The sequence below is a fragment of the Neofamilia massiliensis genome (assembly GCF_001299475.1).
Lineage (GTDB): Bacteria > Bacillota > Clostridia > Tissierellales > Peptoniphilaceae > Neofamilia > Neofamilia massiliensis.
Genome location: NZ_CYUJ01000003.1, coordinates 102,026 through 126,428, shown reverse-complemented (window position 1 = coordinate 126,428; position 24,403 = coordinate 102,026). Strand labels below are relative to the sequence as shown.

Annotated in this window: 18 protein-coding genes and 2 pseudogenes; all 20 read left to right on the top strand. The window is 31.3% G+C overall.

From position 1 onward, the window contains the following. Positions 1–6: 6 nt before the first annotated feature. The 20 genes and pseudogenes from BN2667_RS05110 to BN2667_RS05035 all read left to right on the top strand — a co-directional run bounded on the left by BN2667_RS05110 (position 7) and on the right by BN2667_RS05035 (position 24,364). On the top strand, positions 7–2,586 hold the full coding sequence (locus BN2667_RS05110; RefSeq protein ID WP_054252259.1) for a CD1108 family mobile element protein: 2,580 nt from the start codon (positions 7–9) through the stop codon (positions 2,584–2,586). Between the two features lie 14 nt (positions 2,587–2,600). Then, positions 2,601–2,840, top strand: a complete 240-nt coding sequence (locus tag BN2667_RS05105) for a hypothetical protein (RefSeq protein ID WP_001080402.1) — start codon at positions 2,601–2,603, stop codon at positions 2,838–2,840. Next, a complete protein-coding gene (locus BN2667_RS05100) occupies positions 2,827–4,410 on the top strand; it encodes a copper amine oxidase N-terminal domain-containing protein (protein ID WP_054252258.1) in 1,584 nt (527 codons plus the stop codon). Before BN2667_RS05105 ends, BN2667_RS05100 begins: the two co-directional genes overlap by 14 nt. Positions 4,411–4,424: 14 nt before the next feature. Continuing rightward, the gene (locus BN2667_RS05095; RefSeq protein ID WP_054252257.1) at positions 4,425–5,285 is read left to right on the top strand and encodes a CD1107 family mobile element protein; all 861 of its coding nucleotides are present in this window, start codon (positions 4,425–4,427) and stop codon (positions 5,283–5,285) included. An 80-nt stretch (positions 5,286–5,365) separates the two neighbouring features. Next, positions 5,366–6,796, top strand: coding sequence for an AlbA family DNA-binding domain-containing protein (locus BN2667_RS05090; protein ID WP_054252256.1), 1,431 nt, complete (start codon positions 5,366–5,368; stop codon positions 6,794–6,796). Between the two features lie 106 nt (positions 6,797–6,902). Continuing rightward, entirely contained in the window at positions 6,903–8,624 is a 1,722-nt protein-coding gene (locus BN2667_RS05085; RefSeq protein ID WP_054252255.1) for a DNA topoisomerase 3, read from the top strand. After that, on the top strand, positions 8,617–9,582 hold the full coding sequence (locus BN2667_RS05080; protein ID WP_054252254.1) for a DNA cytosine methyltransferase: 966 nt from the start codon (positions 8,617–8,619) through the stop codon (positions 9,580–9,582). The genes BN2667_RS05085 and BN2667_RS05080 overlap by 8 nt, the downstream gene beginning before the upstream one ends. After that, positions 9,569–12,520, top strand: a pseudogene (locus BN2667_RS09665) (Eco57I restriction-modification methylase domain-containing protein); the annotation flags it as partial. The gene BN2667_RS05080 and the pseudogene BN2667_RS09665, both read left to right, overlap by 14 nt. Positions 12,521–13,519: 999 nt before the next feature. Further along, positions 13,520–15,844: pseudogene (locus BN2667_RS09660) on the top strand (DEAD/DEAH box helicase family protein); the annotation flags it as partial. Between the two features lie 575 nt (positions 15,845–16,419). Further along, entirely contained in the window at positions 16,420–17,670 is a 1,251-nt protein-coding gene (gene ltrA / locus BN2667_RS05070) for a group II intron reverse transcriptase/maturase (RefSeq protein ID WP_461786643.1), read from the top strand. A gap of 65 nt (positions 17,671–17,735) precedes the next feature. Further along, a complete protein-coding gene (locus tag BN2667_RS09655) occupies positions 17,736–18,089 on the top strand; it encodes a hypothetical protein (protein ID WP_461786642.1) in 354 nt (117 codons plus the stop codon). Positions 18,090–18,222: 133 nt separating this feature from the next. Then, the gene (locus tag BN2667_RS05065; protein ID WP_054252252.1) at positions 18,223–19,551 is read left to right on the top strand and encodes a hypothetical protein; all 1,329 of its coding nucleotides are present in this window, start codon (positions 18,223–18,225) and stop codon (positions 19,549–19,551) included. A 43-nt stretch (positions 19,552–19,594) separates the two neighbouring features. Further along, on the top strand, positions 19,595–20,251 hold the full coding sequence (locus BN2667_RS05060) for a hypothetical protein (RefSeq protein ID WP_013670042.1): 657 nt from the start codon (positions 19,595–19,597) through the stop codon (positions 20,249–20,251). A 141-nt stretch (positions 20,252–20,392) separates the two neighbouring features. After that, the gene (locus tag BN2667_RS05055) at positions 20,393–21,520 is read left to right on the top strand and encodes a DNA methyltransferase (RefSeq protein ID WP_054252251.1); all 1,128 of its coding nucleotides are present in this window, start codon (positions 20,393–20,395) and stop codon (positions 21,518–21,520) included. Positions 21,521–21,579: 59 nt separating this feature from the next. Beyond that, positions 21,580–21,726 (top strand): hypothetical protein, encoded by a 147-nt coding sequence (locus tag BN2667_RS09345; RefSeq protein ID WP_156191365.1) that lies wholly within the window; start codon positions 21,580–21,582, stop codon positions 21,724–21,726. 114 nt (positions 21,727–21,840) lie between these two features. After that, positions 21,841–22,272 carry a DNA methyltransferase gene (locus BN2667_RS05050; protein WP_054252250.1) on the top strand — a complete coding sequence of 144 codons (432 nt, stop codon included), beginning with the start codon at positions 21,841–21,843 and terminating at the stop codon, positions 22,270–22,272. A gap of 320 nt (positions 22,273–22,592) precedes the next feature. Beyond that, entirely contained in the window at positions 22,593–23,123 is a 531-nt protein-coding gene (locus tag BN2667_RS05045; protein WP_054252249.1) for a hypothetical protein, read from the top strand. 1 nt (position 23,124) lies between these two features. Next, positions 23,125–23,532, top strand: coding sequence for a hypothetical protein (locus tag BN2667_RS09455; protein ID WP_039121406.1), 408 nt, complete (start codon positions 23,125–23,127; stop codon positions 23,530–23,532). Positions 23,533–23,695: 163 nt separating this feature from the next. Then, on the top strand, positions 23,696–23,830 hold the full coding sequence (locus BN2667_RS09560) for a hypothetical protein (RefSeq protein ID WP_255371036.1): 135 nt from the start codon (positions 23,696–23,698) through the stop codon (positions 23,828–23,830). Positions 23,831–24,133: 303 nt separating this feature from the next. Beyond that, positions 24,134–24,364, top strand: a complete 231-nt coding sequence (locus tag BN2667_RS05035) for a Fic family protein (RefSeq protein WP_425329677.1) — start codon at positions 24,134–24,136, stop codon at positions 24,362–24,364. Positions 24,365–24,403: the final 39 nt, after the last annotated feature.

Here is a 24,403-nt window from a genome sequence, read left to right as displayed (position 1 = left end):
TGTGATATGGATAAAAAACTAAAAAAAGATTTTCAAAAGAAAATTATACGAAATAGGGACGCTCCTGAAAAGAATGTAGATAGTAAACTTGTTCATTCAGATGATTATACCAATAAGATTATTAAGACTAAGGATAGGTTCGGAGATAAAATTTCAGAAAAAGAATCTAAACTTATTCATGAGAATGTATTAGCTAAAGATCAAAAACAAGATAAACTAAAAGATTTTCAGAAGGCTAAAAACAAGGAAAGAATTAGAAAAGAAGTTTTAGATAATAAGGATAAGGCTGGAGAAACAAAACAAACTAATCCTGAAATAAGGGCAGATGAAAGCTTTAAACTTGATGAAGACTTAGATGTAGACTTCAAAAAGGTGAATTTTGATAGTGAAAACAGTAGAAATATTAATTCTAATAAACTAACAACAGATGATATTTCAGCTAAGGCTCAACCAATAAGTAATAAGAAGGCATCAAGTAAAAGACAAGTTCTTAAAAATTATGAGGATAAACTTATCCATAGTAAGGATAAATTCCAAGACAAAATCAACGAAAAAGAGTCTAAGCGAATCCAGACAAGTGAAGATAAACCTATTGAAGCAAAGAAAAGCAAGAGAATATATAGAAAAGATAAGCTTGTTAAAGATGAAGTAAGTAAGAACGAAAGTAATACTAATATCGATAAAAAGCAAAAGCAGAAGCTTTATCAAGAAAAGAAGTTTAGAGATAAGGAAAAATTTTCTAAAGAAATAGATAAAGAAAGTAAGCTAAGCGAAGTCGAAACAGATAAGACTTTTGATAATCCTGAGCTTAAAGACAATAATCAAGAATTTATAAAAGATGAAAAAGAAACAAGTCTTAAACCTTTAGAACAAAAGAAAGTTAATAAAAAGAAGACTTACTACAAAAGAAAAAATTATGAGAGTGATAAATTCACTCGAAAGAAAATTGATAACTTAAAAAATGAATCTAAGAAAGTTTCAACGAAAGATTCTAAGAAAGCACAAGATGTTAAAGATTTTATCTCAGATAAAAAGATTGGAGAGCTTGAAAAGTCTAAAAGCAAGCTAAAGGATAATATCTTAAAGAATAAAACTAAAGGAAGTCTATCCTCTGGGGTTTTATTATCTGGAGCTAAGTCTTCAGAGTTAGTGAGAGATTATTTAAGTTCAGGATCTGACAATACTGGTGTAGAATCTGGAGAAAAAGTCGCTAATGTAAGCTCTAAACTCCAGCATGGAATAAGGAAGTATAAGTTAGACAAAAAGAAAAAGTCCTTAAAAAAATTATCTAAACTTGATAAGAAAATAAGAAAGAGAAAAAGCAAGTTGGAGTTTAAAAGTGGCTTGGAAGATTTAAAAAAGTCAGATACCTATATAAAGAAAAATAGATTTAAGAAGTTTTACCAAAGAAAGCAAATGAAGAGCATGATAGCTAAAAAGCACGAAACAAGACTTGTAGATAGAGTTAAAAAAGCTATTTTAAGTTTAGGCAAGGCTTCTAAAGAGCTAATAGTAAGAAAAAGCAAGATGGTTCTATTTCTAGTAATAGGGCTAGGTCTTATGCTATCAATCATGATTGGTGGTGGAAGTGTTGGTATGAGTGGATTAAGCAACTCTGTTAACTCAGTAATGACAACAACATACCTATCACAAGATACAGTTCTAAGTGAAGTTAATCAAGAATTTTCATCAATGGAATATGACCTACAATCACAAATCGAAAGTGTAAAAACAAGTCATCCTGGATATGACGAATATATAATAAACAAAGAAGGAGAAATTGGTCATAATACCCATGAACTTTTATCCTATATAACTTCAAGATGCGGAGAAGTAAAATCAGCATCTGAAGTAAAAGGAATTTTAAAAGAGCTTTTCGATAAGATGTATAAGCTTGATTTTAAGGAAGAAATTGAGATTAGAACAAGAACAGTAGCAAGAACAAGATATGATAGTCGTGGTAATCCTTATACTAGCTATGAAAAAGAAGAGTACGAATATAAGAGGTTAATTGTAACTTTAAATAAAAGAGAAATGGATGAAGTTGTTAGGGAAATATTTAAAGATTATCCAGACAATGTAGTTCATTATGAAGCTCTTCTTGAAGCTAAGGGAAATATGGGAGATGTTTTTGGATCAGGTAATGGGGACTTAGGAGAAATAGTAGACAATCCAAACTTTGGAAATCCTGGTCTTGCTTTTGATTCAGCTACTACCAAAGCCTTATTTAATGAAGCAGAAAAACATATAGGCAAAAGATATGTGTTTGGAGCAAGTGGACCATCTAACTTTGACTGCTCAGGATTTGTATGTTGGTCATTCACAAAGTCAGGAGTAAAGAGAATGCCAAGAACAACTGCATGGAGAATATATAAAGACTATTGTAATCCAGTAAGTCCAAGTGAAGCTCAGCCTGGAGATATTATATTTTTCCACTCAACATATAACAGTGGAACACCAATATCTCACGTAGGAATATACGCAGGTAACGGAATGATGATTCACGCAGGAGATCCAATTCAATACACATCAATAAATTCAAAATATTGGAAATCACACTTTTATGGTTTTGGAAGACCAAGATAGAAGGGAGATATTATGTGAACAGAAAACTTATAAGTATTAGGAACAAAAAGAAAAAAATAGAAGAGAAGTTAAAAGATTTAAATGCAAAATACAAGGAAATTTGCGATGAAGAAATACAAGTTGAAAATGAAGAAATAATTGTAACTCTTAGGAGGAACAATATTAGCTTGGAAGAATTAATGGAGAAAATTAATGACAGAAAAAGAGAAGAAAAATTAAAAGAAAAGGAGAACATTCATAATGAAGAAATTTAATACGAACAGACTAAGAGCCTTTTTTATGGCTCTTTTATTAGTTTTAACATCAACTTCAACTACTAATGTACTAGCTAAAGCTGATGATACAGATGGTAGTAAAAAAGTGATAGAAAGTTCTATAAGTAAAATTAGTGATTTAGAAAATCAGATCAAAGACTTAAATGATAAGAAACAAGAAGACCAATCAAAGATAGATGAATTAAAGGAAAAGTTAGAATCTTGCAAAGATAATGGAGAGAAACTAAAACAAGAAAAAGCTAAGCTAGAAGAAGAGATTAGAGATAAAGATAATAATATTGCTCAATTGAATAAAGAAATAGAGGATCTTAAAAACTCTAATAATGATGAACTAATAGCAGAAATTACTCAGCTTAAAGATGAATTAAAAAGATTACAAGATGAAAATGCAAAACTAAAAGAAGATTATTCATCTACAAAATGGGAGTTAGAATCTGAAAAAGAAAAGACAGACAAAAACGAAAATAAAATCAAAGAAATGCAAGAAAAGCTCGAGTCTTTAGAAGAGAAACTTGCAAAGAAGACTAAAGAAATTGAGGATAAAGATAATAAAATAAAGGACTTAGAAAAAGCTCTTGATGAAAAAGATAATAAGATAAAAGAATTAGAGAATAAAAAGAAAGAAACAGAAAATTCTAAGTCAGAATGCTGCAAGAAAATTGAAGAGCTTCAAAAGGCTATTGATAGCTTAAAAGAATCTTCTGAAAATACGAAAAAAGAATTAGAAGATAAGATTAAAGGACTAGAAGAAAAACAAAAAGCTTCTGATGAAGAAATTAAAAGGCTAAAAGAAGAATTAGATAAGAAAATTGAAGAAGCAAAGAAGTTAATCGAGGAAGCAAATAAAAAAGCAAAAGAAGAACTTGAAAAACAAGCTAAAGATGAAAAAGAAAAAAATCTAAACCAAGACTTATCTAAGAAATTAGATGAACTTCTAAAACTCCAAAAAGAAAACAAAGAGAAGAAAGAAGATAAGAAATCTCAAGATAAGAAGTGGGACGAACTTTTGAAAGCTGATGATAAGAACATCCTAAATCAATTTGATCTTAACAAGATGAAAGAGCAAGATAAACAATTGGACAAAAAACAAGCTAAAGATGAAAAAGAATTTGCAGTTTTCCAAGTAGACAAAAACTTTTATAACATTATCAACAAAGATGGTAAGACAACAGTCTACATGGATGTAAAAACTTATGTGTATCAAGGAAGAACTATGATTCCAGTAAGATATATTGCTTATACTCTAGGTTTTAATGTTGAGTATGACAACTCTACTCGTGAAGCTATTTTCTCAAACAAAGAGAATAATATCTTAGCTAAAAAGACATTAAGACTAAATATTGATACTGGTGTTATGAAAGATTCAGATGGAAAAGTCTACAATTCAGATGTTAAGCCAGTGATTATAAATGGAAGAATTCATGCTTCAATTTCAAATATTGCCAAAGCTTTTGGAGCAAGTCATGGAGATATCAAAGATGGTAAAAACCAAACAATAGAATGGGACAATGCTAGAAAAGCAGTCTATGTATTTAAAAATGTAAGATAAGAAAGGATAGAAAAATGAATATGAGCATTAAACGAGGAGTAGCCATAGCGTTACTCCTTTTTACATTTACAGTACCAGCAACTACATTTGCAATGACAAATGAAGGGCAAATAAAAAGTCAAAACGAATCAATCTATGAACCACAAAAAGAAGAATTTGAAAAAATGTTGAAAGATGATGTTTTTACACCATCAAAAGAAGAAATTCCTTATCAAGACGTTCCAAGAATACCAGGAAATACAAGTGAAGCAAATAAGCCTTCAAATAATCCTCCAAAGAAAACCCCACTTGTAAAAGGTGGTAATACTAAGGCAGTAAATAATCTTGCGACTGGGGAAAATAAGGCAAGAGGTTCAGTAATTGAAAATGTCGATAGGAATGGAAAAGATATTACACCAAGTGGAGATACAGAAAAAGATAAAGAAAATCCAGTAGATGTAAGACAATTTTTAACATTTCAAACTAAAAGTGGAAAAACTATGCACCTAATAGTGGATCACTCATCAAATCAAGATAATGTAAGATTATTGACAGAAGTAGGAGAGCAAGACCTACTTAATATGATTGAATCAGAAGATAAAAACACTATAAAGGTTGAAGAGCCTAAGAAAGAAGAAGTAAAAAAAGAAGAACCTAAGACTGTTCCAGTAAAAGAAGAAAAGAAAAGTGGAATAGGTTCATTTCTAATTGTTGCACTTGTAATTGGAGGAGTTGTAGGAGCAGGATATTATTTTAAAGTAGTCAAAGCAAAAGAAGATAGAATGTTGGAAGACTTTGAAGAAGATGATGAGGATTATATTAGTGAGTCAGAAGATGAATCTTACAATGAAGAAAGTCATGAAGAATCTTTAGATGAAGATGATGAACTATTATAAATCTCAAGTCCTATTATCGAATAAACAATACAAAAATATGGTATAATTAAATATAATGTTTGCCAGAGAGGAGGGATACTTTGAACTTAAAAGATTATCTAGGAGAAACAAATCTATATGATAAAAAAGAAAAATTAGAAATAAATAAGTCAAAGTCTTGGTTAAAATCTGTGTCAGCCTTTGCTAATGGTAGAGGTGGGAAGCTAATATTTGGAGTAAAAGATGATAACACAATTCTTGGACTTAGTGACTATCAAGAAGTTTCCGAAAATATTTCTGAATTCATAAAAATTAAAATGGATCCGAATCCAGAATTTGATATGGAAATCAAGGAGCTTGATGGAAAAGTTATATTGATTTTAAGTGTATTTACTGGGAAAAACACTCCATATTTTGTAGTAGATGGTGGAACGAGAACAGCCTACAAAAGAGTAGGAAATCAAAGTGTCTCTGCAAGTCGAATTGATCTTTTTAATTTGTCTTTAAAGGGAGAACATATAAGTTACGATTCACTTCAGTCAAAGAAAAAACTAGAAGATGTAAGCTTTAAGGAACTTAAAATCGAGTACAAAGAAAGAACGGGAAAAGATTTTGAAGAAAAAGATTTGAAATCTTTCGGACTTGTAAATGATGAAGGAAACCTAACTATAGCAGGAGCTTTATTTGCAGATAACTATCAAGTTTATCAGTCAAGGGTATTTTGTACTAGGTGGAATGGGCTTACTAAAGCTAATGGGAGAATGGATGCCTTAGATGATATAGAATTTGAAGGCAACATTATTTATCTGCTAAAATCGTCTTTGAACTTTGTGAAGAGAAATTCTAAAAAGATGTGGAAAAAGGGTCCAGTCTATAGAATAGAATATCCAGAATATCCTGAAAGGGCAGTCCAAGAAGCTCTAGTAAATGCATTAATTCACAGAGATTACTCAATAATTGGCAGTGAAGTCCATGTTGATATCTATGATGACAGACTGGAAATATATTCTCCTGGAGGGATGTATGATGGTACATTTATTCAAGATATAAATCCACTAGATGTATTTTCATCAAGACGAAACCCAATCATAGCGGATGTATTTGCTAGGATGGATTTAATGGAAAGGAGAGGATCTGGACTTAGAAAAATCATAGAAGCTTATGAAGCTGAAGAAAATTATAAAGAAGAATTAAAACCAAAGTTTAAGTCAACAGAATCTTCATTTACTACAATTTTAAAGAATTTAAATTATGATACCCAAAATGTCACTCAAAATGACGGTCAAAGTGAGGGGCAAAATGAGGGTGAAAATGAAGGTCAAAATGACGGTAAAAAGTTAAAACCAAAAGATAGACGAAATAAGATAGTGAAACTTATGAAAGAAAATTCAAACATAACAACAATTGAATTATCTCATATATTATTGGTGTCTGTAAGCACGATAGAAAGAGATTTAAAAATTCTCACAGATGAAAAAACAATCGAGTATATAGGCAGTGCTAAAGATGGATATTGGAAAGTAAACAAATAAAGTTAAAAAAGAAAATAGAATTCTCCCGAAAATAATATGATATTCAGGAGAAATACTTTGAGCGAGAGAGAAATCTTTCGCTCTTTTTTTATTTATGGAGGTATTAATGAAGTTAGTAATAGCAGAAAAGCCAAGTGTAGCAGTTACAATTGCAAAAGTAATTGGAGCAAGAACAAGAAAAAACGGATATTATGAGGGAGGTGGATACATTGTTTCCTGGTGTGTAGGTCATTTAATTCAAATGGCAAGTCCAGAAAGACACGACGAAAAATGGAAGAAATGGACAATAGACACTCTTCCTATAATTCCAGAAGAATATATTTATGAAGTATCTAAAAGCACTAAGAAACAATATGGAGTTTTAAAGAAACTTTTAAACGATAAGAACATCGACACAGTTATAAATGCTTGTGATGCTGGAAGAGAGGGAGAACTTATTTTTAGGCTTGTATATAATCAAGCTAAATGTAAGAAGAAGATTCAAAGACTTTGGATATCTTCAATGGAAAACAAGGCTATTGAAGATGGATTTAGAAATCTTAAAGACGGAGAAAACTTTGAAGACTTATATAGATCAGCAAGTGCAAGAGCAATTGCGGATTGGCTGGTGGGAATGAATCTAAGTAGGCTTTATTCTTGCATTTACAAGGAAACACATTCAGTTGGTAGAGTACAAACACCAACTTTATATCTAATAGCTAAAAGGGATAGTGAAATAAACCTATTTAAGAAGCAAAAATATTATACAGTTGACCTATCTTATGGAGAATTAAAACTTGTATCTGATAGGATTGATAAAATTGAAGTTGCAGAGCAACTTTTAAATCTACTAGAAGATGAAATAGTTATTACAGAGGTAGAAGATAAAGAAATAAGCACAAAACCAGATAAGCCTTATGATCTCACTACCTTACAAAGAGAAGCAAATAAATATTTTGGATATTCAGCAAAAGATACTTTAAACCTGGCACAAAGTTTGTATGAAAAGAAGCTAATAACATATCCAAGAACAGATAGCAGGTATTTAACCAATGATATGGTTAATACTATGAAAGAATTATTAGAAGGACTTGAAGAAGATTTTAAGATAAATGAATCAAACTTTAAGTCTATTTTTAATTCATCTAAGGTTACAGACCACTATGCAATTATTCCTACTATATCAGGTATTGGAAAAGCCAAAGGTTTATCTGATAAAGAAAGCAAAATCTATAATTTAATTAAGGATAAATTACTTGCTTCATGTTCGGATAACTTAAAGGAATCTAGTAGAAAAATTAGATATGAATATGATAAATTTAACTTCAATGCAAGTGGCAAGACTGTAATCGATGAAGGTTATACAAAGTATCTAAAGACCTATGGAAAGGGAAGACAAGAAAATGAATTACCAGATATAAAGACTGGAGATAAAATTAAGCTAACTTCTAAAAACATATCTGAGAAATTTACAAAAGCTCCAGGTCATTATAATGAAGATACACTTTTAAAGGCTATGGAGAATGCAGGGATTGAATCACTGGATAAAGATATAGAAGTAGAAAGAAAAGGCTTAGGAACACCAGCTACAAGAGCAGGAATTATTGAAAATCTTATCCACAAGGATCTTATAAGAAGAGATAAGAAAAACTTACTTGTAACAGAGAAAGGCAATAGGCTTGTATCAATTGTAGAGGATAAGTTTAAATCAGCAGAAACAACATCTGAATGGGAAATGAAACTTGCAAAGATTAGCTCTGGTGAAGTAGATAAAGAAGACTTTTTAAGAGAAATTGAAGATAGTATAAGGGAGCTTGTAGATAGGTACAAGAATAATCTAAATGAATAAGGTAAAAATATTAGAGCTTTTCGGCGGCATAGGTGCTATTAGAAAGGCTTTTATTAATTTAAAGATACCTTATGAAGTTGTTGATTATGTAGAAATAGATAAGGCTTGTGTTAAATCATACAACGCACTTTATGGAGAAGACTATAAGCCAAAATCAGTAGTAGGATATAAAGCTCCTAATGAAAAGATAGACTTAATTATGCATGGAAGTCCTTGCCAAGACTTTTCAAGAATAGGAAAAAAGCAGGGAGGAGTAAAGAATTCAGGAACTAGATCAAGCTTACTATTTGAAACAATTAGAATAATTAAAGAAATGAAAGAAAAACCTAAATGGATAATTTGGGAAAATGTAAAGGGAGTCCTTGATAGAAATATGAGGGACTCCTTTTTTATTTATCTAAAGGAGCTAGAAGACCTTGGATATGAAAGCAAGTATGAAATATTAAATGCAATGGACTTTGGAATTCCTCAGAAAAGAGAAAGGATATTTGTTGTTTCATGTCTTGGAGCAAATAACTTTTCTTTTAATAAATTGGAGAGGAAAGAAACAAGACCACTAAGTGAATTTTTAGAAAAGAATGTAAGTGAACTTTATACAATGACCCAACCTTATATGCTCAAATTTTTAAATAAAGGCATAGATAACAGTTTTAGAGGGCGATTAAAAGTGATTAAAGATTTTACTTATACTATTTCTACAAAACAGATGAGAGTTCCTAATTCTGGAATAATAGATATTGGAAATGGTAAGTATAGGTATTTAACAGAAAGAGAATGTTTAAGACTCATGGGTTTTGATGACAGTGATATTAACAAACTAGAAGACGCACATCCAAGAAGAAAAAATTGCACTTCAAGCAAACTATATAAGCAGGCCGGCAATTCTATTGTGGTTGATGTTTTAATGGTTATTATAAAAGAAATTCATAGAATGGAGGTAGAAGATGCAAGTAAATGATTTTAAGAATATACAAGAAGCAATAAAGTATGAAGTGTTACAAGATGAAAAAGAATATTTAAAACTCTTAAAGGTTATAGGTAATAATCAGAAATATGATTTTTCTAGTCAATTGAGTATATATAACAAGGAACCCGAAGCTAGAGCTTGTGCGACTTTTGACATGTGGAAAAAATATTTTGGAAGAGTTGTTATGAGAGGAGAGAAGGGTATTCCAATTTTAGTTGGAAGTGATGTAAATCAAAGAATTTCATACATTTTTGATATTAGTCAAACCACATCAATGGATAGGAATATTAATGAGGTTAGCTTATGGCAGTTTGACCACGAAAACCATAACGAGGCTTTAAAAGAAATAATAAGAGATTTTTCATTTGAAGCTAGTGATTTACTTAATGAAAATATATTTTCTTTAAGTCGAATTTATGGAGATGAATATATTAATTTGGCTCTAGCTGATTTGAGGATAGATATAGAGGATAAACTGAGTTTTGAAAAGTTTATGAGAGACTCAATATCCTATGCAGTAGCTAATAGGTTTAATACTATCTATCCTATGGACATGGAAAATTTAAAAAATAATTTTTCTAGGATTAATACAATTTCTTTAGAACAGATAGGTCTTGTAATATCAAGGGTTAGTGAAGATATTATAGATAGCACAATAGAAAAATCTAAGGAAATAGATCGTGCTAGGCTGCTGACAGAAAGGGTCGCTGCCGACTATAATAGAGATATAGAAAATATAAATGAAGATAGAGGAGGTCAAGATGATTTATATAGACGAGATGATAGGTCAAGAAGTAGAGATGGACGAGTTTTCACAGATGGAAGCGACAGAAGAAATAGCAATGAAGATCGAAGAGAAAACCTTGGATATGATGGAGAAGGATCTGGAATTTATGGAGAGATTTCCGAATCCGACTTACGCAGTTCAAAGACTGTCTTACCTAGTAGGGAGCGAGGACATGGAGAACTGGAAGAAACTTCAGGAAATGTACGAGGAGAAAACACTTTTGAATCATCTGAAGGAAATTCAGAATCAGGCAGTGGACTTTATCAAGAGAGAGAAAGTCAAGATGATGAAAGCACAAGGATTGACAGAGAAGATGATGAGAGAGAATCCAGAAGAATACCAAGGACAGATGAACAACTTGATGGCAACAGTGAAGAAAATGGCAATCAAGGAATACGTAGAAGCTTAGAAAATGAAATAAGTCAAGAAAAGGAAGCTGATGAAGCTTCTTTTTTTGATGACAACGAAATTGAAAATAGAAAAGATTATTGGATTGTAGAATTTAATGAAAACCACGAATTAATTCCAGATTATAGTGGGCAGATAGTAACTAAAGACTTAATTAATGTCCTAAGACAAAAAGATATAGATGTTAAAGACCATAATCAAACTCTTGGAGAAAATGAGTTTGGAGAAATGACTGATGATTATATCGGATATTTCAAATTCTATTTTGACCACTATGTAGACGGAGAAGTTGTCGAGCATTATAGGATTGACCTTGGTGATGGTGAAGAAGTAAATGAGCGTGAATTTTCATATTTAGAAGAACAAGTTGCACTAAGTGAGGAGAAATCTTTACAAGAAGAAGCTAAAGAAAATATAGAGCCTAAATTTAAGATAGGCGATCAGGTTAGATATAAAGATAAGGACTTTACTATTACAGATTTTGATGAACTAAGTGGAGGACTTAAAACTGTCACTATCAGAGACAATATGGAGTATATGGGAGGTATGATTAGGGGTTCGGAAGTAATTCCATATAGAAACGATTCGTACCTTGAAGAAATCTTTGAAAATCTAAGTCAAACATCAGAAAAACTAGCAGTAAAAGTTGGTAAAGAATTTATTTTAGAAGATGAGAATACCTTTGATGGAATTAACTTGATTGAAACTGGAACAAAAGCAGAAGTTAATGGGGAAGAATTTCCTTTATATAAGGGCGAAACATTTGAAGAAAGTAGAAAGATTGATGACCTTTTAGATAGTGGAAATTATGAGATATACAAATTATCTGAGCATGAAAAACAAATTGAAAGACAAGTAGAACAAGAAAGCTTTATAGATAACCACAATCTTGAAATTGACCAAATGATGGATAGATACAATGTTCCAAGAGAAGCAGCCGAAAACTTATTGAGGGGTAAAGAAGAGTTAAAAAATCTAGGCTATGAACCTAATAAGGAAAGACTAAGTTTTGCTAGAAATTATGACTTAAAAAATCATATCTACTCAGAATACCTAACACCATCAGAAAGGCTAGATAAAAATATAAAAGCTATTAAAATGCTAAAAAGACTTGAAAATGAAAATAGGAGTCCAAGGGAGTATGAGCAAGCCTATCTTGCTGATTATCTAGGTTGGGGTGGTCTTGCCGATGTCTTTGATGAAGAAAAGGGAGGACAATGGCTTGAAGCAAGAAATATTTTAAAGGAAAATCTAACAAATGAAGAGTATTTGAATGCTAAAGAGTCTACTTTAACGTCATTTTATACACCTAGAGAGGTAATGGATGGAATATATAAGACTCTAACAGATATGGGTTTTAAGACAGGGAATATTCTTGAACCATCGGCAGGAGTCGGTAACTTCATTGGTAATATTCCAAATGAAATTAAAGCGTCTAAAATCTATGGAGTAGAAAAAGATAGTCTAAGCGGAAGAATAGCAAGAGAACTTTATCCTGAAGCTAATATACAAATTAAAGGCTTTGAAGAAACAAACTTCTCAAATAATTTCTTTGACTTGGTAATAGGAAATGTTCCCTTTGGAGATTTTAAAGTTAACGATCGTGAATATAACAGAAATAACTTTCTGATTCACGATTATTTTTTTGCAAAGTCAATAGATAAGGTTAGGAATGGAGGAATTATTGCCTTCATAACTTCGTCTGGAACTATGGATAAAAAAGATGAATCTGTTAGAAAATATATTAATGCAAGATGTGAGTTTTTAGGAGCTATGAGGCTACCTAATACAACATTTAAAGGACTTGCTGGTACAGAAGTTACTTCGGATATTATTTTTTTAAAGAAGAGAGATTCAGTTATAGAAAGAGATGACGATTGGATTCATCTAGCAACTGATAAAAAGGGTTTGACTTACAACAAATATTTTGTAGATAATCCTCAAATGGTATTAGGGGATATGAAAGAAGTATCTGGAAGATTTGGAAATACAATTACTTGTGATGAAAGAGAAGACGAAAATCTAAAAGATTTAATGGATCTTGCAAGTAAGGAAATATCTTCAAATTCAAAATATGAAGAGGTCGAACTATTGGAAGATGAAGAATTAAGTCTTCCAGCAACAGATGATGTTAAAAATTTTTCTTATACTATTATTGACGAAGAAGTCTACCTAAGAGAAAACTCAGTCTTAATTAAGCAGAATATATCAGATAAAAATAAAGAAAAGATAAAAGATTACCTTGATGTAATGAATGCTTTAAAAGATGTAATAGAAAAACAAAAGGACGATTTTTCTGATGAAGAAATAAAAGAATCACAAGCAAAGTTAAATGAAGTCTATGATAACTTTTCAAAGAAACATGGCTTTATTAACTCCCTATCAAACACCAGAGCCTTAAAGGAAGACTCAAACTTTCCTTTAGTATCATCAATAGAAATACTTGATGATGAGGATAATTTCAAAGCTAAGAGTGATATATTTTCAAAAAGAACAATAACAAAGGCAAAAGTAGTAGACCATGTAGATACTTCCCTTGAAGCCTTAGTCTTATCAGTTTCACAAAAAGGATATGTAGACTTTGAATATATGGAATCTATCACTAATAAAGATAGGGACACCTTAATTGGTGAACTTGAGGGCGAGATATTTTTAGATATTAAGGACACAGACCTAATAAATAACAGAATGCCCTTTGAGAACTTTGACAATGACGATCCATTTCATTTTTCATATGTATCGGCTGATGAATATTTAAGTGGTAATATCAGAGAAAAAATTGGCTACCTCAATTCATATATCGGAGAAATTGAAAATGTAATAGATTTAGCACCTTCTGAAAAGAAAGACACATTATTGAACGAGTTAGGCAAACTTAAATATCAAAGAGAAAAATTACAAGAAGTTATGCCTGAAGAACTCACTGCTTCTGATATAAATGTAAGGCTAGGAGCAACATGGATACCTCAAAAAGATATAGAAGACTTTACTTTTAATCTTTTAAAAACACCAGGTTATGATAGGTGGAATATAAATGTTAGGTTCTCACCACACACAAGTGAATGGAACATTGAAGGTAAAAGTGTTGACTCGACTAATGACCTTGCTAATATGACTTATGGTACAAGTAGAGTGAATGCCTATAAGCTAATTGAAAATGCCCTTAATCTAAAAGATACAAAGGTATTTGACCAAGTAATAAATGATGATGGGTCTAAGACTTCTGTATTGAATAAAAAAGAAACTATGCTTGCAAGTCAAAAGCAAGAACTGATTAAAGAAGAATTTAAGAATTGGATATTTGAAGATCCTGGTAGAAGATATAGGCTAGAAAAGATTTATAATGAAAAATTCAATTCAATTAGAAATAGAGAATTTGATGGCTCTAACTTAACTTTTGATGGAATGAATACTGAAATCAGACTACGAGAACATCAAAAAAATGCCATAGCAAGGACTCTTTATGGTGGAAATACACTACTTGCCCATGTTGTGGGAGCAGGAAAAACTTTTGAAATGGTAGCTTCTGCTATGGAATCTAAAAAGTTAGGACTTGCAAGTAAGTCATTATTTGTAGTTCCTAACCATTTAACTACTCAAATTGGTAGAGAGTTTATGCAATTATATCCGTCAGCCAACATTATGGTGGCCGATAAAAAAGACTTCCAACCTAAAAATAGAAAAAGATTTATTGGTAGGATTGCAACTGGAGAATATGACGCAGTCATCATAGGACACTCTCAATTTGAAAAAATACCAATGTCCAAGGAATACCAGGTAAGGCATATACAAGACCAAATAGATGATATAGTTTCCTTTATTGACGAGAATAAAAGAAATAGAGGGGAAAATTTCACTGTAAAACAACTGGAAAAGACAAAGAAGAAACTCTTGGTAAGACTTGAAAAACTAAATGATGACTTTAAAAAAGATGATGTAATAACCTTTGAAGAACTAGGAGTAGATAAGTTATTTATAGACGAAGCTCATAATTACAAAAATTTATTCTTGCATACCAAGATGAGAAATGTTGCGGGTATTGGTCAGAGTGAAGCCTTTAAGTCTTCGGATATGTATATGAAATGTAGGTATATGGATGAAATGACAGATGGAAAGGGAGTTGTATTTGCTACTGGTACACCAATATCAAATTCAATGACAGAGCTTTATACCATGCAAAGATACCTTCAGTATGACGATTTAAAGGCAAGAGGATTAGAACATTTTGACGCTTGGGCTTCTACTTTTGGAGAAACAGAAAACACCTTTGAATTATCTCCAGAAGGCACTGGATATAGGCAAAAGACAAGATTTTCAAAGTTTTATAACTTGCCAGAGTTGATGAGCATGTTTAAAGAAGTAGCAGATATAAAGACTTCAGATATGTTAAATTTGCCAGTGCCAGAAGCAAATTTTGAAGTTATTAAAACAAAACCTACTGAGGAACAAAAAGAAATATTAGAAGCTATTTCAGAAAGAGCGGACGCAGTTAGAAATAACCAAGTAGAACCAACAGAAGATAATATGCTAAAGATTACAAATGATGGTAAAAAACTTGCCCTAGACCAAAGATTAATAAACCCACTACTTCCAGATGATCCTAATTCAAAGGTAAATGTATGCGTTAAAAATATCTTTTCAATCTGGGATAAGACAAAAGAAAGCTCATCAACCCAGTTAGTATTTTCAGATATGTCTACACCAAAAGGAGATGGTGAATTTAATATCTATGATGATATTAGAAACAAGCTAGTGAATATGGGAATACCAAAAGATGAAATAGCCTTTATCCACGAAGCAGATACAGACAAACAAAAAGATGAATTGTTCTCTAAGGTAAGAAGAGGAGAAGTAAGAGTATTATTAGGATCTACTCAAAAAATGGGAGCAGGTACAAATGTACAAAATAAATTAATAGCCTTACACGATTTAGACGTCCCATGGAGACCGTCTGACCTAGAGCAAAGAAGTGGTAGAATTGTTCGTCAAGGTAATGAAAATGATAAGGTAAATATCTTTAGATATGTAACAGAAAATACCTTTGATGCCTATTTGTGGGTGCGACATGAAGTCGCTTAATTTAACTGTTTGGCAAAATGACCAAACCAACTGTTCCGTTAGTTGAGCCGAGTATCGACTGCACTTAGGTGTGGTAAGCCGATATTAAAGTAGCCCTACTTGAGGTAAAACCGTGAGGGAATACCGAAACTGCTAGCAACAAGGTGGTTAGGGAGCGAGGCTTGATAATATGGCTAACATATGTGAACTACTGATAAATGTCGTTAAGGCGAACAGGCTAAAGTTGCTGATAAGCCTGAACAAAATGGTGTGTAGTCGGATAATTCTTTCCACAGTGGGATTACACGGACAAAAAGACTACCGGCAGAGAGGTAGAGCCTAAGTTATCAATGTTAATTAAGTGAAACATGGTAAGCCTGTACTATTGCCATAAGGCAAGGCAAATCGTAAGAAATGCTGATAATGGTGCAGGTAAAGGAGAATGGAAAAAGCGAATGCCATCTTGTAATGAGATGGATAGGGGTTCAAAATTTGCCCTAACTTGAAAGAGTGCAGACTTCCATTTGGTTTTTAATCACAAGAGAACTTGTAGAATTTTTGAAAGGAGAAAGCAAATGAACAGTAAAATGTGTGCTACTACTAACAGAGCTAAAAACTGGGAAAGTATAGATTTTTCTCTAGCAGAAAGCTATGTTAAAAAACTACAAATGCGTATTGTGAAAGCGTGGAAAATGAGTAAATATGGAAAGGTAAAATCTTTACAACATTTACTCACAACTTCATTTTATGCAAAAGCCTTGGCTATTAAGAGGGTAACTGAAAATCAAGGCAAGAAAACAAGTGGTGTAGATGGCGAATTATGGCTAACACCACAGGCAAAGTATAAGGCGATAGAAAAGTTAAATTTAAGAGGATATAAACCTAAGCCTCTTAAAAGAGTGTATATACCAAAGAAAAATGGCAAGAAAAGACCTCTCAGCATTCCTACAATGACAGATAGAGCAATGCAAACCCTATATAAATTTGCACTTGAACCCATAGCAGAAACTACTGCTGACCCTAATTCTTATGGATTTAGGGCAAAAAGATGTACACAAGATGCTATCGAGCAGTGTTTTACATCACTTAATAAAAAGAAATCTGCAAAATGGGTACTTGAGGGAGATATAAAAGGTTGTTTTGATAATATAAGTCATGAATGGATATTAAATAATATCCCAATGAACAAGAAATTATTAAAACTTTGGCTTGAGTGTGGATATATAGAAAAACAAAAACTATTTCCAACAGAAACAGGAAGTCCCCAAGGCTCTCCAATATCACCTATTATTTCCAATATGGTATTAGATGGTTTAGAAAAAGCAATCAAAGAGAAATACCATAGAAGAACAGTAAATAAGAAAACATATTTCCCAAAGGTTAACTTTGTTAGATATGCAGATGATTTCATCGTTACAGGGGAAAGTGCAGAATTACTTGAAAATGGTGTAAAGCCAATCATTGTAAAATTCTTGGCTGAAAGAGGTTTAGAATTATCAGAGGAAAAGACACTCATAACACACATAAATGACGGTTTTGATTTTCTTGGAGTTAATATTAGGATGTATAAAGATAAGTTGCTTACAAAACCATCTGATAAGAACTTTAAGGCTATTGTCGATAAAATCAGACGAATCATAAAAGATAATCCGTCAATGAAACAAGAAATTTTGATTAGAAAATTAAATCCAATCATTATAGGTTGGGTAAACTATCAGAAATATAATGTTTCATCTAAAACCTTTGGAAGAGTTGTTATGAAATATATAAAAGCTTGTGGACCTGGTGCGTTCGTAGACACCCAAAGAAAGGTAGAAAATGGATAGCTAAGAAATACTTCCATACCATTGGAAATAGAACCTGGACTTTCAGTGTAGCAACTGGCGACAGAATGGAAAATGGCGAGAAATACTATCTTCGTCTTAAATATGCTACAGACACTGATATTAAAAGATTTACCAAAATACAAGCTGAAGCAAATCCATTTGATGAAAATTGGCAAATATACTTTGAAGAAAGAGAAGAGTTAAAAATACGAAACGAACTTAAAGGACGTACAGTTATAAATAGACTGTATAAAACGCAAAATGGAATATGCCCTGTTTGTGGAGAGAAAATAACTATTGATACAGACTTTAGAGTACATCAAACAATTCAAAATAATATTACTCTTAAAACTTTAGTACACCCTTGGTGTCATAGAAAATTGCATATAGATGATGAAGAAAACACGCTGGCTCTTTAATTAGGGCTTATAAAAACTTGAGCCGTGTGAGGGGAAACTCTCATGCACGGTTCTTAGAGGGGAAAGGGATAGTAATATCCCCGACCTACTCGACCAGACAATAGAGAATAAGCAGAAATTCATTTCTCAAATTATGACAAGCAAGACACCTGTGCGTGTTGCAGAAGATGTTGATGAAGCAAGTCTATCTTATTCAGAAATTAAGGCTTTAGCTACTGGTAATCCTCTAATTAAAGAAAAAATGGATTTAGATAACAAAGTTACAAAGCTAAAAATGCTGGAAGCAAACTACAAGTCTAATAAATATAAGCTTGAAGATAAGGTAAATAAAATTTATCCTCAAAGTATTTTAAAAACTGAAATGGAAATACAAGCAGTTAAAGAAGATATTGCAAATGTTGAGAAATTAGGAGAAGGAGATAGCAAATTCACTTCAATCAGTCTTGGGACAAATAAAATTTTAGATAAGAAAGAAGCTGGAGAGAAGCTATTAGAAGAAATAAAAAAGGTAAAGATAAATGATAGCAAGGTTATTGGTAAATATAGAAATTTAGACTTACAAGTTTCATATAACTTTATGACTAACACTCACACTTTTAAACTTCTAGGAAAAGCAGAATACTTTGGAGAGTTTTCAAACTCTACTGATGGTAATATAACAAGGCTTGATAATGCCATTGAAAAAATGCCTTCAAAACTTGAAAGATTAAATCAAAACCTTGAAAACTATAAAGAATCTTTAGAAAATGCCAAAGTAGAATTGACAAAACCATTTGAAAAAGCAGATGAGTTAAGGGATAAGACGCTAAGATTAGCTGAGATTAATAAACTTTTAGATATGGGAGAAGTAGAAGAGTTAGAAAACCAATCACCACTATTAGAAGATTTAAAGAGGGCGATAGTTGATTATTCTAACTATGAGTTTTCAGAATCTAATAGCTATGAAGACTTTGACAAACTATATCCCGATTTAAGCCATATAGGACTTGCCTATACAGAGACACCAGATGGTAAGCACTCTATTCAATATGAGGTAAATTTGGAAGAAAAAACATGGACTCAGTATGTAGATGATGTAGCTATTAGAACAGAATCTTTTGTAGATGAAGATATATCTAATTCACAAGCTCTTAAAGATATGACTGAAGCCATAAAGATGTCAAGTTTTGATGATCTGGTATCAGTAGATGAAGAAGATTTGAAACAAGCTTTAGGCTTAGAAATAGATGATGATGGAAACTTCTATGATCCACTTGCAAAAGATCTTGATAATGACGGGATACCAGATAGGTATGACAATGATTTTAAAGATAGTGATTACTTTGAATCAACTTATGATGTAGAAGATAATCTTAACGCAAGGGAAGAGAAGCCATCAATATTAGGACAAATATCAAAATTCAAATCAGAAGAAGAAAAAGATAAAAACCAAGAAAAAAGTGAAAAAGGACAAGAACGATAGAGGAGAGCGAAAGGCTCTCCTTATTCATTACAAGGAGGAAAATATGGAATACAAAGATATTAGAGAAAACTTAGAAGAAATGATTAATGATAATTACAAAGATTTTATAAAAGCACTTGTGAGTATAGAAAAGGGTGTTAATGATGAAAAGGCACTTGAAGAAGTCTATGTTTTATATATGAACAATGATACAACAGGTCTACTAAGCGATGACTTTGATTATATGATTGATGATATGAAAGAACAAGGTAAGATTGTTGAAAATACCAATGAACTTGAAGAAAAAGATAATCTTATAAATCTCGTGGGTAATATATCAGGTCAAGTAGAAAATCTTGAAAGAGAAAACGCTAATGGAGAAAAGTTCAAAGTAAGTAATTTTTCAATTGTTTCAAAAGATGACAATGGAAATAAAGTTTATACCAATTGTTCAGCCTATGGAGATAAGACAAAAGATTTAGAGAACCTTAAACAAGGCGATTTTGTTAAAATCTTCGGACAAGTAAAAACAAGCATTGATAACAACGGAAAGGAACATAAAAATGTTCGTATTTTGTCTTCTAAGCTCTTAAAAGCAAAAGAACAAGTAAAGAGTCAAGACAAGGATAAAAAGTCCATATTAGGGCAAATAAAAAGCTTTAAGATAGATGACAAAACTAAGTCAACTAAGAAAGACCATAGCAAAGGTGCAGAAAGATAAATATCGGCAGTCTTCGGACTGCCTTTATTTTTTTGGTTTTTTATTACAATGAAGCGAGGCATTGAAAATGAACAATAATTCATGATACAATAAAGTATATATTAAATTCGAGAAAGTGTAAAAATAATATAGGTGAATTAAATGAATAGATTAAATGAAATAGAAAAGAAATATATAATAAACCTTATAGAAAATGGAGAGCAAATACCAGAAGATTATAAATATATGCTATTTCCAAATCTTCAAGAAGAATATGAATTAACATATGCAGGGAAAATGAGAAAAGAAGATATCCTTGCTGGTGAAGATGGAACATTCCCTGTACCACTACAAATAGATCGCATATTTAATGGTGATGAACATCCAGCTTTTGAAGATGGATGGAGGAATATGATAGTATTTGGAGATAATCTTCAGTTTTTAAAAACAATAAACGAAAATAAAGATCCGTTAATAAAAGACAAAGTTAAAGGAAAAGTAAAACTTATTTATATAGATCCACCTTTTGCTACACAAGATGAATTTGAAAATAAAGAAGGAGCAAAAGCTTATAGTGATAAGAAAAAAGGGTCTGAGTTTCTTGAATTTATAAGAAGGAGACTTATTTTAGCCAAGGAAATACTATCTGATGATGGTTCAATATATGTTCATTTGGATGAAAAGATGGTTGATTATATAAAAACTATTATGGATGAAATTTTCGGCAAAAATAATTATAAAAGACAAATAATATGGTTTACAAAAACATCTTCAGGATATAAAACAAAAGCAGAAAACTGGATTAGAGGTCATGACGTAATTTTATACTATTCAAAATCAGACAATCCCATATTCAATAAACAATATATTTTAGATTATAAAAAAGAGTATTTGGCACGATTTAAAAAAATAGATGATAATGGGAGAAAGTATAGAGATGATAGAAGTAACGGTGAGAGACAATATTTAGATGAATTGAAAGGTATTGCTATAAATGATGTTTGGGATGATATAATGTCTTTTCAACAAGCTGCAACATCAAAAGAGATAACAGGATATCCAACTCAAAAGCCAGAAGAATTATTATCACGAATAATAAAAGCTTCCACCAACGAAGGAGATCTTATTATGGATTTTTTCGGAGGATCAGGAACAAGTATGGCTGTGGCAGAGAAACTTGGAAGACGTTGGATAACATGCGATTTAGGGAAACTAGCTTTTCTTACCATGCAAAAGAGAATTCTACAGAGCAAAAGAGAATTCTACAGATTCAAGACAGCAAGAGCTTAGAAGATAAATCAAAAATATATAGTAAACCAGCAAAGTCTTTCATAACTTGTAAACTTGGAATGTATGATTTAGGAACTACATTAAATCTTGAATGGGATAAATATAAAGATTATGTATCTCAACTTTTTGAATATGATACTAAAGAAATAAAATCTTCAGGAGTAAAATTTGACGGAGAAAAAAGAGGATTTCCAGTAAAAGTTTAGAATTATATTGAACATAAAGAGTCGGCTGTAGACTATAATTATATAAATGAACTTCACAAGAATATAAAATCTAAGAGATATAGTAGAGTATATATTGTTGCTCCTGCAACAAGAGTGGATTTTATTGCAGACTATGAAGAACTAGATGATACAAGATATTACTTTCTAAAAGTTCCGTATGAAATGATAGAAGAACTTCATAAAACACCATTCACAAAGTCTAGACAGCCAAGAAGTAAAGATGATGTAAATGATATAGAAGAAATGAAGGGATTTCAATTTATATATACACCAGAGGTTATTTCTGGGAAATATCCAACTCAAAAGCCAGAAGAATTATTATCACGAATAATAAAAGCTTCCACCAACGAAGGAGATCTTATTATGGATTTTTTCGGAGGATCAGGAACAAGTATGGCTGTGGCAGAGAAACTTGGAAGACGTTGGATAACATGCGATTTAGGAAAGCTATCGTTTCTTACCATGCAAAAGAGAATTCTTCAGAGCAAAAGAGAATTCTACAGATTCAAGACAGCAAGAGCTTAGAAGATAAATCAAAAATATATAGTAAACCAGCAAAGTCTTTCATAACTTGTAAACTATGGATGTAAGAATTAGGAACTACAATAAAGCTGGTAAGGGATATATATAAAGATTATGTATCTCAACTTTTTGAATATGATACTAAAGAAATAAAATCTTCAGGAGTAAAATTTGACGGAGAAAAAAGAGGATTTCCAGTAAAAGTTTTTAATTATATTGAACATAAAGAGTCGGCTGTAGACTATAATTATATAAATGAACTTCACAAGAATATAAAATCTAAGAGATATAGTAGAGTATATATTGTTGCTCCTGCAACAAGAGTGGATTTTATTGCAGACTATGAAGAACTAGATGATACAAGATATTACTTTCTAAAAGTTCCGTATGAAATGATAGAAGAACTTCATAAAACACCATTCACAAAGTCTAGACAGCCAAGAAGTAAAGATGATGTAAATGATATAGAAGAAATGAAGGGATTTCAATTTATATATACACCAGAAGTTGAGTGTGAATTAGTAGTAACGAAAAAAGAAGCAATTTTAAAAGTTGCAAAATTCATTAGCGATCCACTTAATGGCATAGTATCAGACAATTTTTTAACACTATCAAGTATATTTGTGAACTATGATTATAATGGAAAAGAATTTTTATTAGACGATGTAAGATTTTGGAATGAGATAGAAAGCAACAAAAAGGAAGATAGAGATACAAAAATAAATTACAACGATAATAAAATTGAAAGTATAGAGTGGCATATACCAAATAAATTATTGGGAGATAAAACAGTATTTATATTTACGGATGTTTACGGTAATGATGTTACTGTATCTTTATCTAAGGAGAAATAGAATGGAAAGTAAAATTGTATTTAATCAAAAGGATTTGATTCTTAAAGTAAATGAAAATTATAACAGATCATGTCTTAACTTAGATAAGTGGGAAAGATTTTTGGACATTTTATGTGGAGATAGAGTATACCAAAAAGAGGCAATAAAATCTGCGGTAGTTTATTTAGCTTCAGGTATGTATAATTCATTAGCTGATATAGTTGAAGAAAATTATAGAAATAATTCAGAATTAATGAAAAAGTATTTAAAGCTTGATGATTATAAAAAAAGTCTTCAAATTAAGGATAAACTATTTGCTAATATAGATTTAGCTACAGGGGAACGTGTCATAATAGTGATGGGTGCAGTTAATGTTATGAAACCAAGGGTTTCAGGAACTTTAAATAAATATATTTTGTGTATTGCTTAGAGTAATTAAAGTTGATTGCTGTAAGCAATGTATGAGAGGGGGCAAGAATATTAGTTCTTTAATAGTTGACAATTAGTTAGTATAATTACATTTAAAATAATAATAATAATTACGTATATGTAGTATTAAGCGAACTTAATTGAAATTAAAGGAGTGAACTCATATGATTAATGTTTTACCTTCACTTTTTATTTCATTACCTTTATACCTAGGAATACCAGCAATAATCCTATATTTTGTAATAAAAACAGCCGTGAAAAAGGCAATAAAAGAACTAAAAGATGAAAATATATTATAATTAAAGAAGCGTGTAGTTTATAAACTGCGTCGTGGATATAGAAAAATGTGCAACAAATCTTTTGGGTTTAGTGATAATTTTAATAGTTAAAAGCTGATAACTTCTTACATAAAAGAGTAAGATTTTCAGAAGGCATAATCCCAAAAGAGTTTATAGAATAACAGGGGGAATATGGAACAAGAGATATGTTATATGAAAAGGAGGTATGATTTATGTGGGAAAATACAGAATTAACAAAAAAGAGCTTATGAACTTTTTGATGACGGAATAATAGATACCTTTGAAGTAGGAACATTTAAGGGAGTGCAACAAATTCATCATTATATATTTCAAGATGTATTTGATTGTGCAAGAAAAATAAGGACAGTTAATTTATCAAAAGGTAATTTTCGTTTTGCTCCTGTTGGATTTTTAGAATCTAACCTGGAAGTTATTGAAAAGATGCCAGGGTCCGATTTTGATAGTATTATTGAAAAATATGTAGAAATGAATGTTGCACATCCTTTTAGGGAAGGGAATGGTAGAAGCCAGTAAAATAAATATTCCATCAGAAAACTATAGGAAACAAGCAAG

What these genes read in the sequence shown, in the direction of transcription:
- BN2667_RS05060 (WP_013670042.1), top strand. Translation starts at nt 19,595, where the DNA reads ATGGAATACAAAGATATTAGAGAAAACTTAGAAGAAATGATTAATGAT.
- BN2667_RS05095 (WP_054252257.1), top strand. Translation starts at nt 4,425, where the DNA reads ATGAATATGAGCATTAAACGAGGAGTAGCCATAGCGTTACTCCTTTTT.
- BN2667_RS09560 (WP_255371036.1), top strand. Translation starts at nt 23,696, where the DNA reads ATGATTAATGTTTTACCTTCACTTTTTATTTCATTACCTTTATACCTA.
- BN2667_RS05100 (WP_054252258.1), top strand. Translation starts at nt 2,827, where the DNA reads ATGAAGAAATTTAATACGAACAGACTAAGAGCCTTTTTTATGGCTCTT.
- BN2667_RS05065 (WP_054252252.1), top strand. Translation starts at nt 18,223, where the DNA reads ATGACAAGCAAGACACCTGTGCGTGTTGCAGAAGATGTTGATGAAGCA.
- ltrA (WP_461786643.1), top strand. Translation starts at nt 16,420, where the DNA reads ATGAACAGTAAAATGTGTGCTACTACTAACAGAGCTAAAAACTGGGAA.
- BN2667_RS05080 (WP_054252254.1), top strand. Translation starts at nt 8,617, where the DNA reads ATGAATAAGGTAAAAATATTAGAGCTTTTCGGCGGCATAGGTGCTATT.
- BN2667_RS09655 (WP_461786642.1), top strand. Translation starts at nt 17,736, where the DNA reads ATGGAAAATGGCGAGAAATACTATCTTCGTCTTAAATATGCTACAGAC.
- BN2667_RS05110 (WP_054252259.1), top strand. Translation starts at nt 7, where the DNA reads ATGGATAAAAAACTAAAAAAAGATTTTCAAAAGAAAATTATACGAAAT.
- BN2667_RS05085 (WP_054252255.1), top strand. Translation starts at nt 6,903, where the DNA reads ATGAAGTTAGTAATAGCAGAAAAGCCAAGTGTAGCAGTTACAATTGCA.
- BN2667_RS09345 (WP_156191365.1), top strand. Translation starts at nt 21,580, where the DNA reads ATGTATGATTTAGGAACTACATTAAATCTTGAATGGGATAAATATAAA.
- BN2667_RS05055 (WP_054252251.1), top strand. Translation starts at nt 20,393, where the DNA reads ATGAATAGATTAAATGAAATAGAAAAGAAATATATAATAAACCTTATA.
- BN2667_RS09455 (WP_039121406.1), top strand. Translation starts at nt 23,125, where the DNA reads ATGGAAAGTAAAATTGTATTTAATCAAAAGGATTTGATTCTTAAAGTA.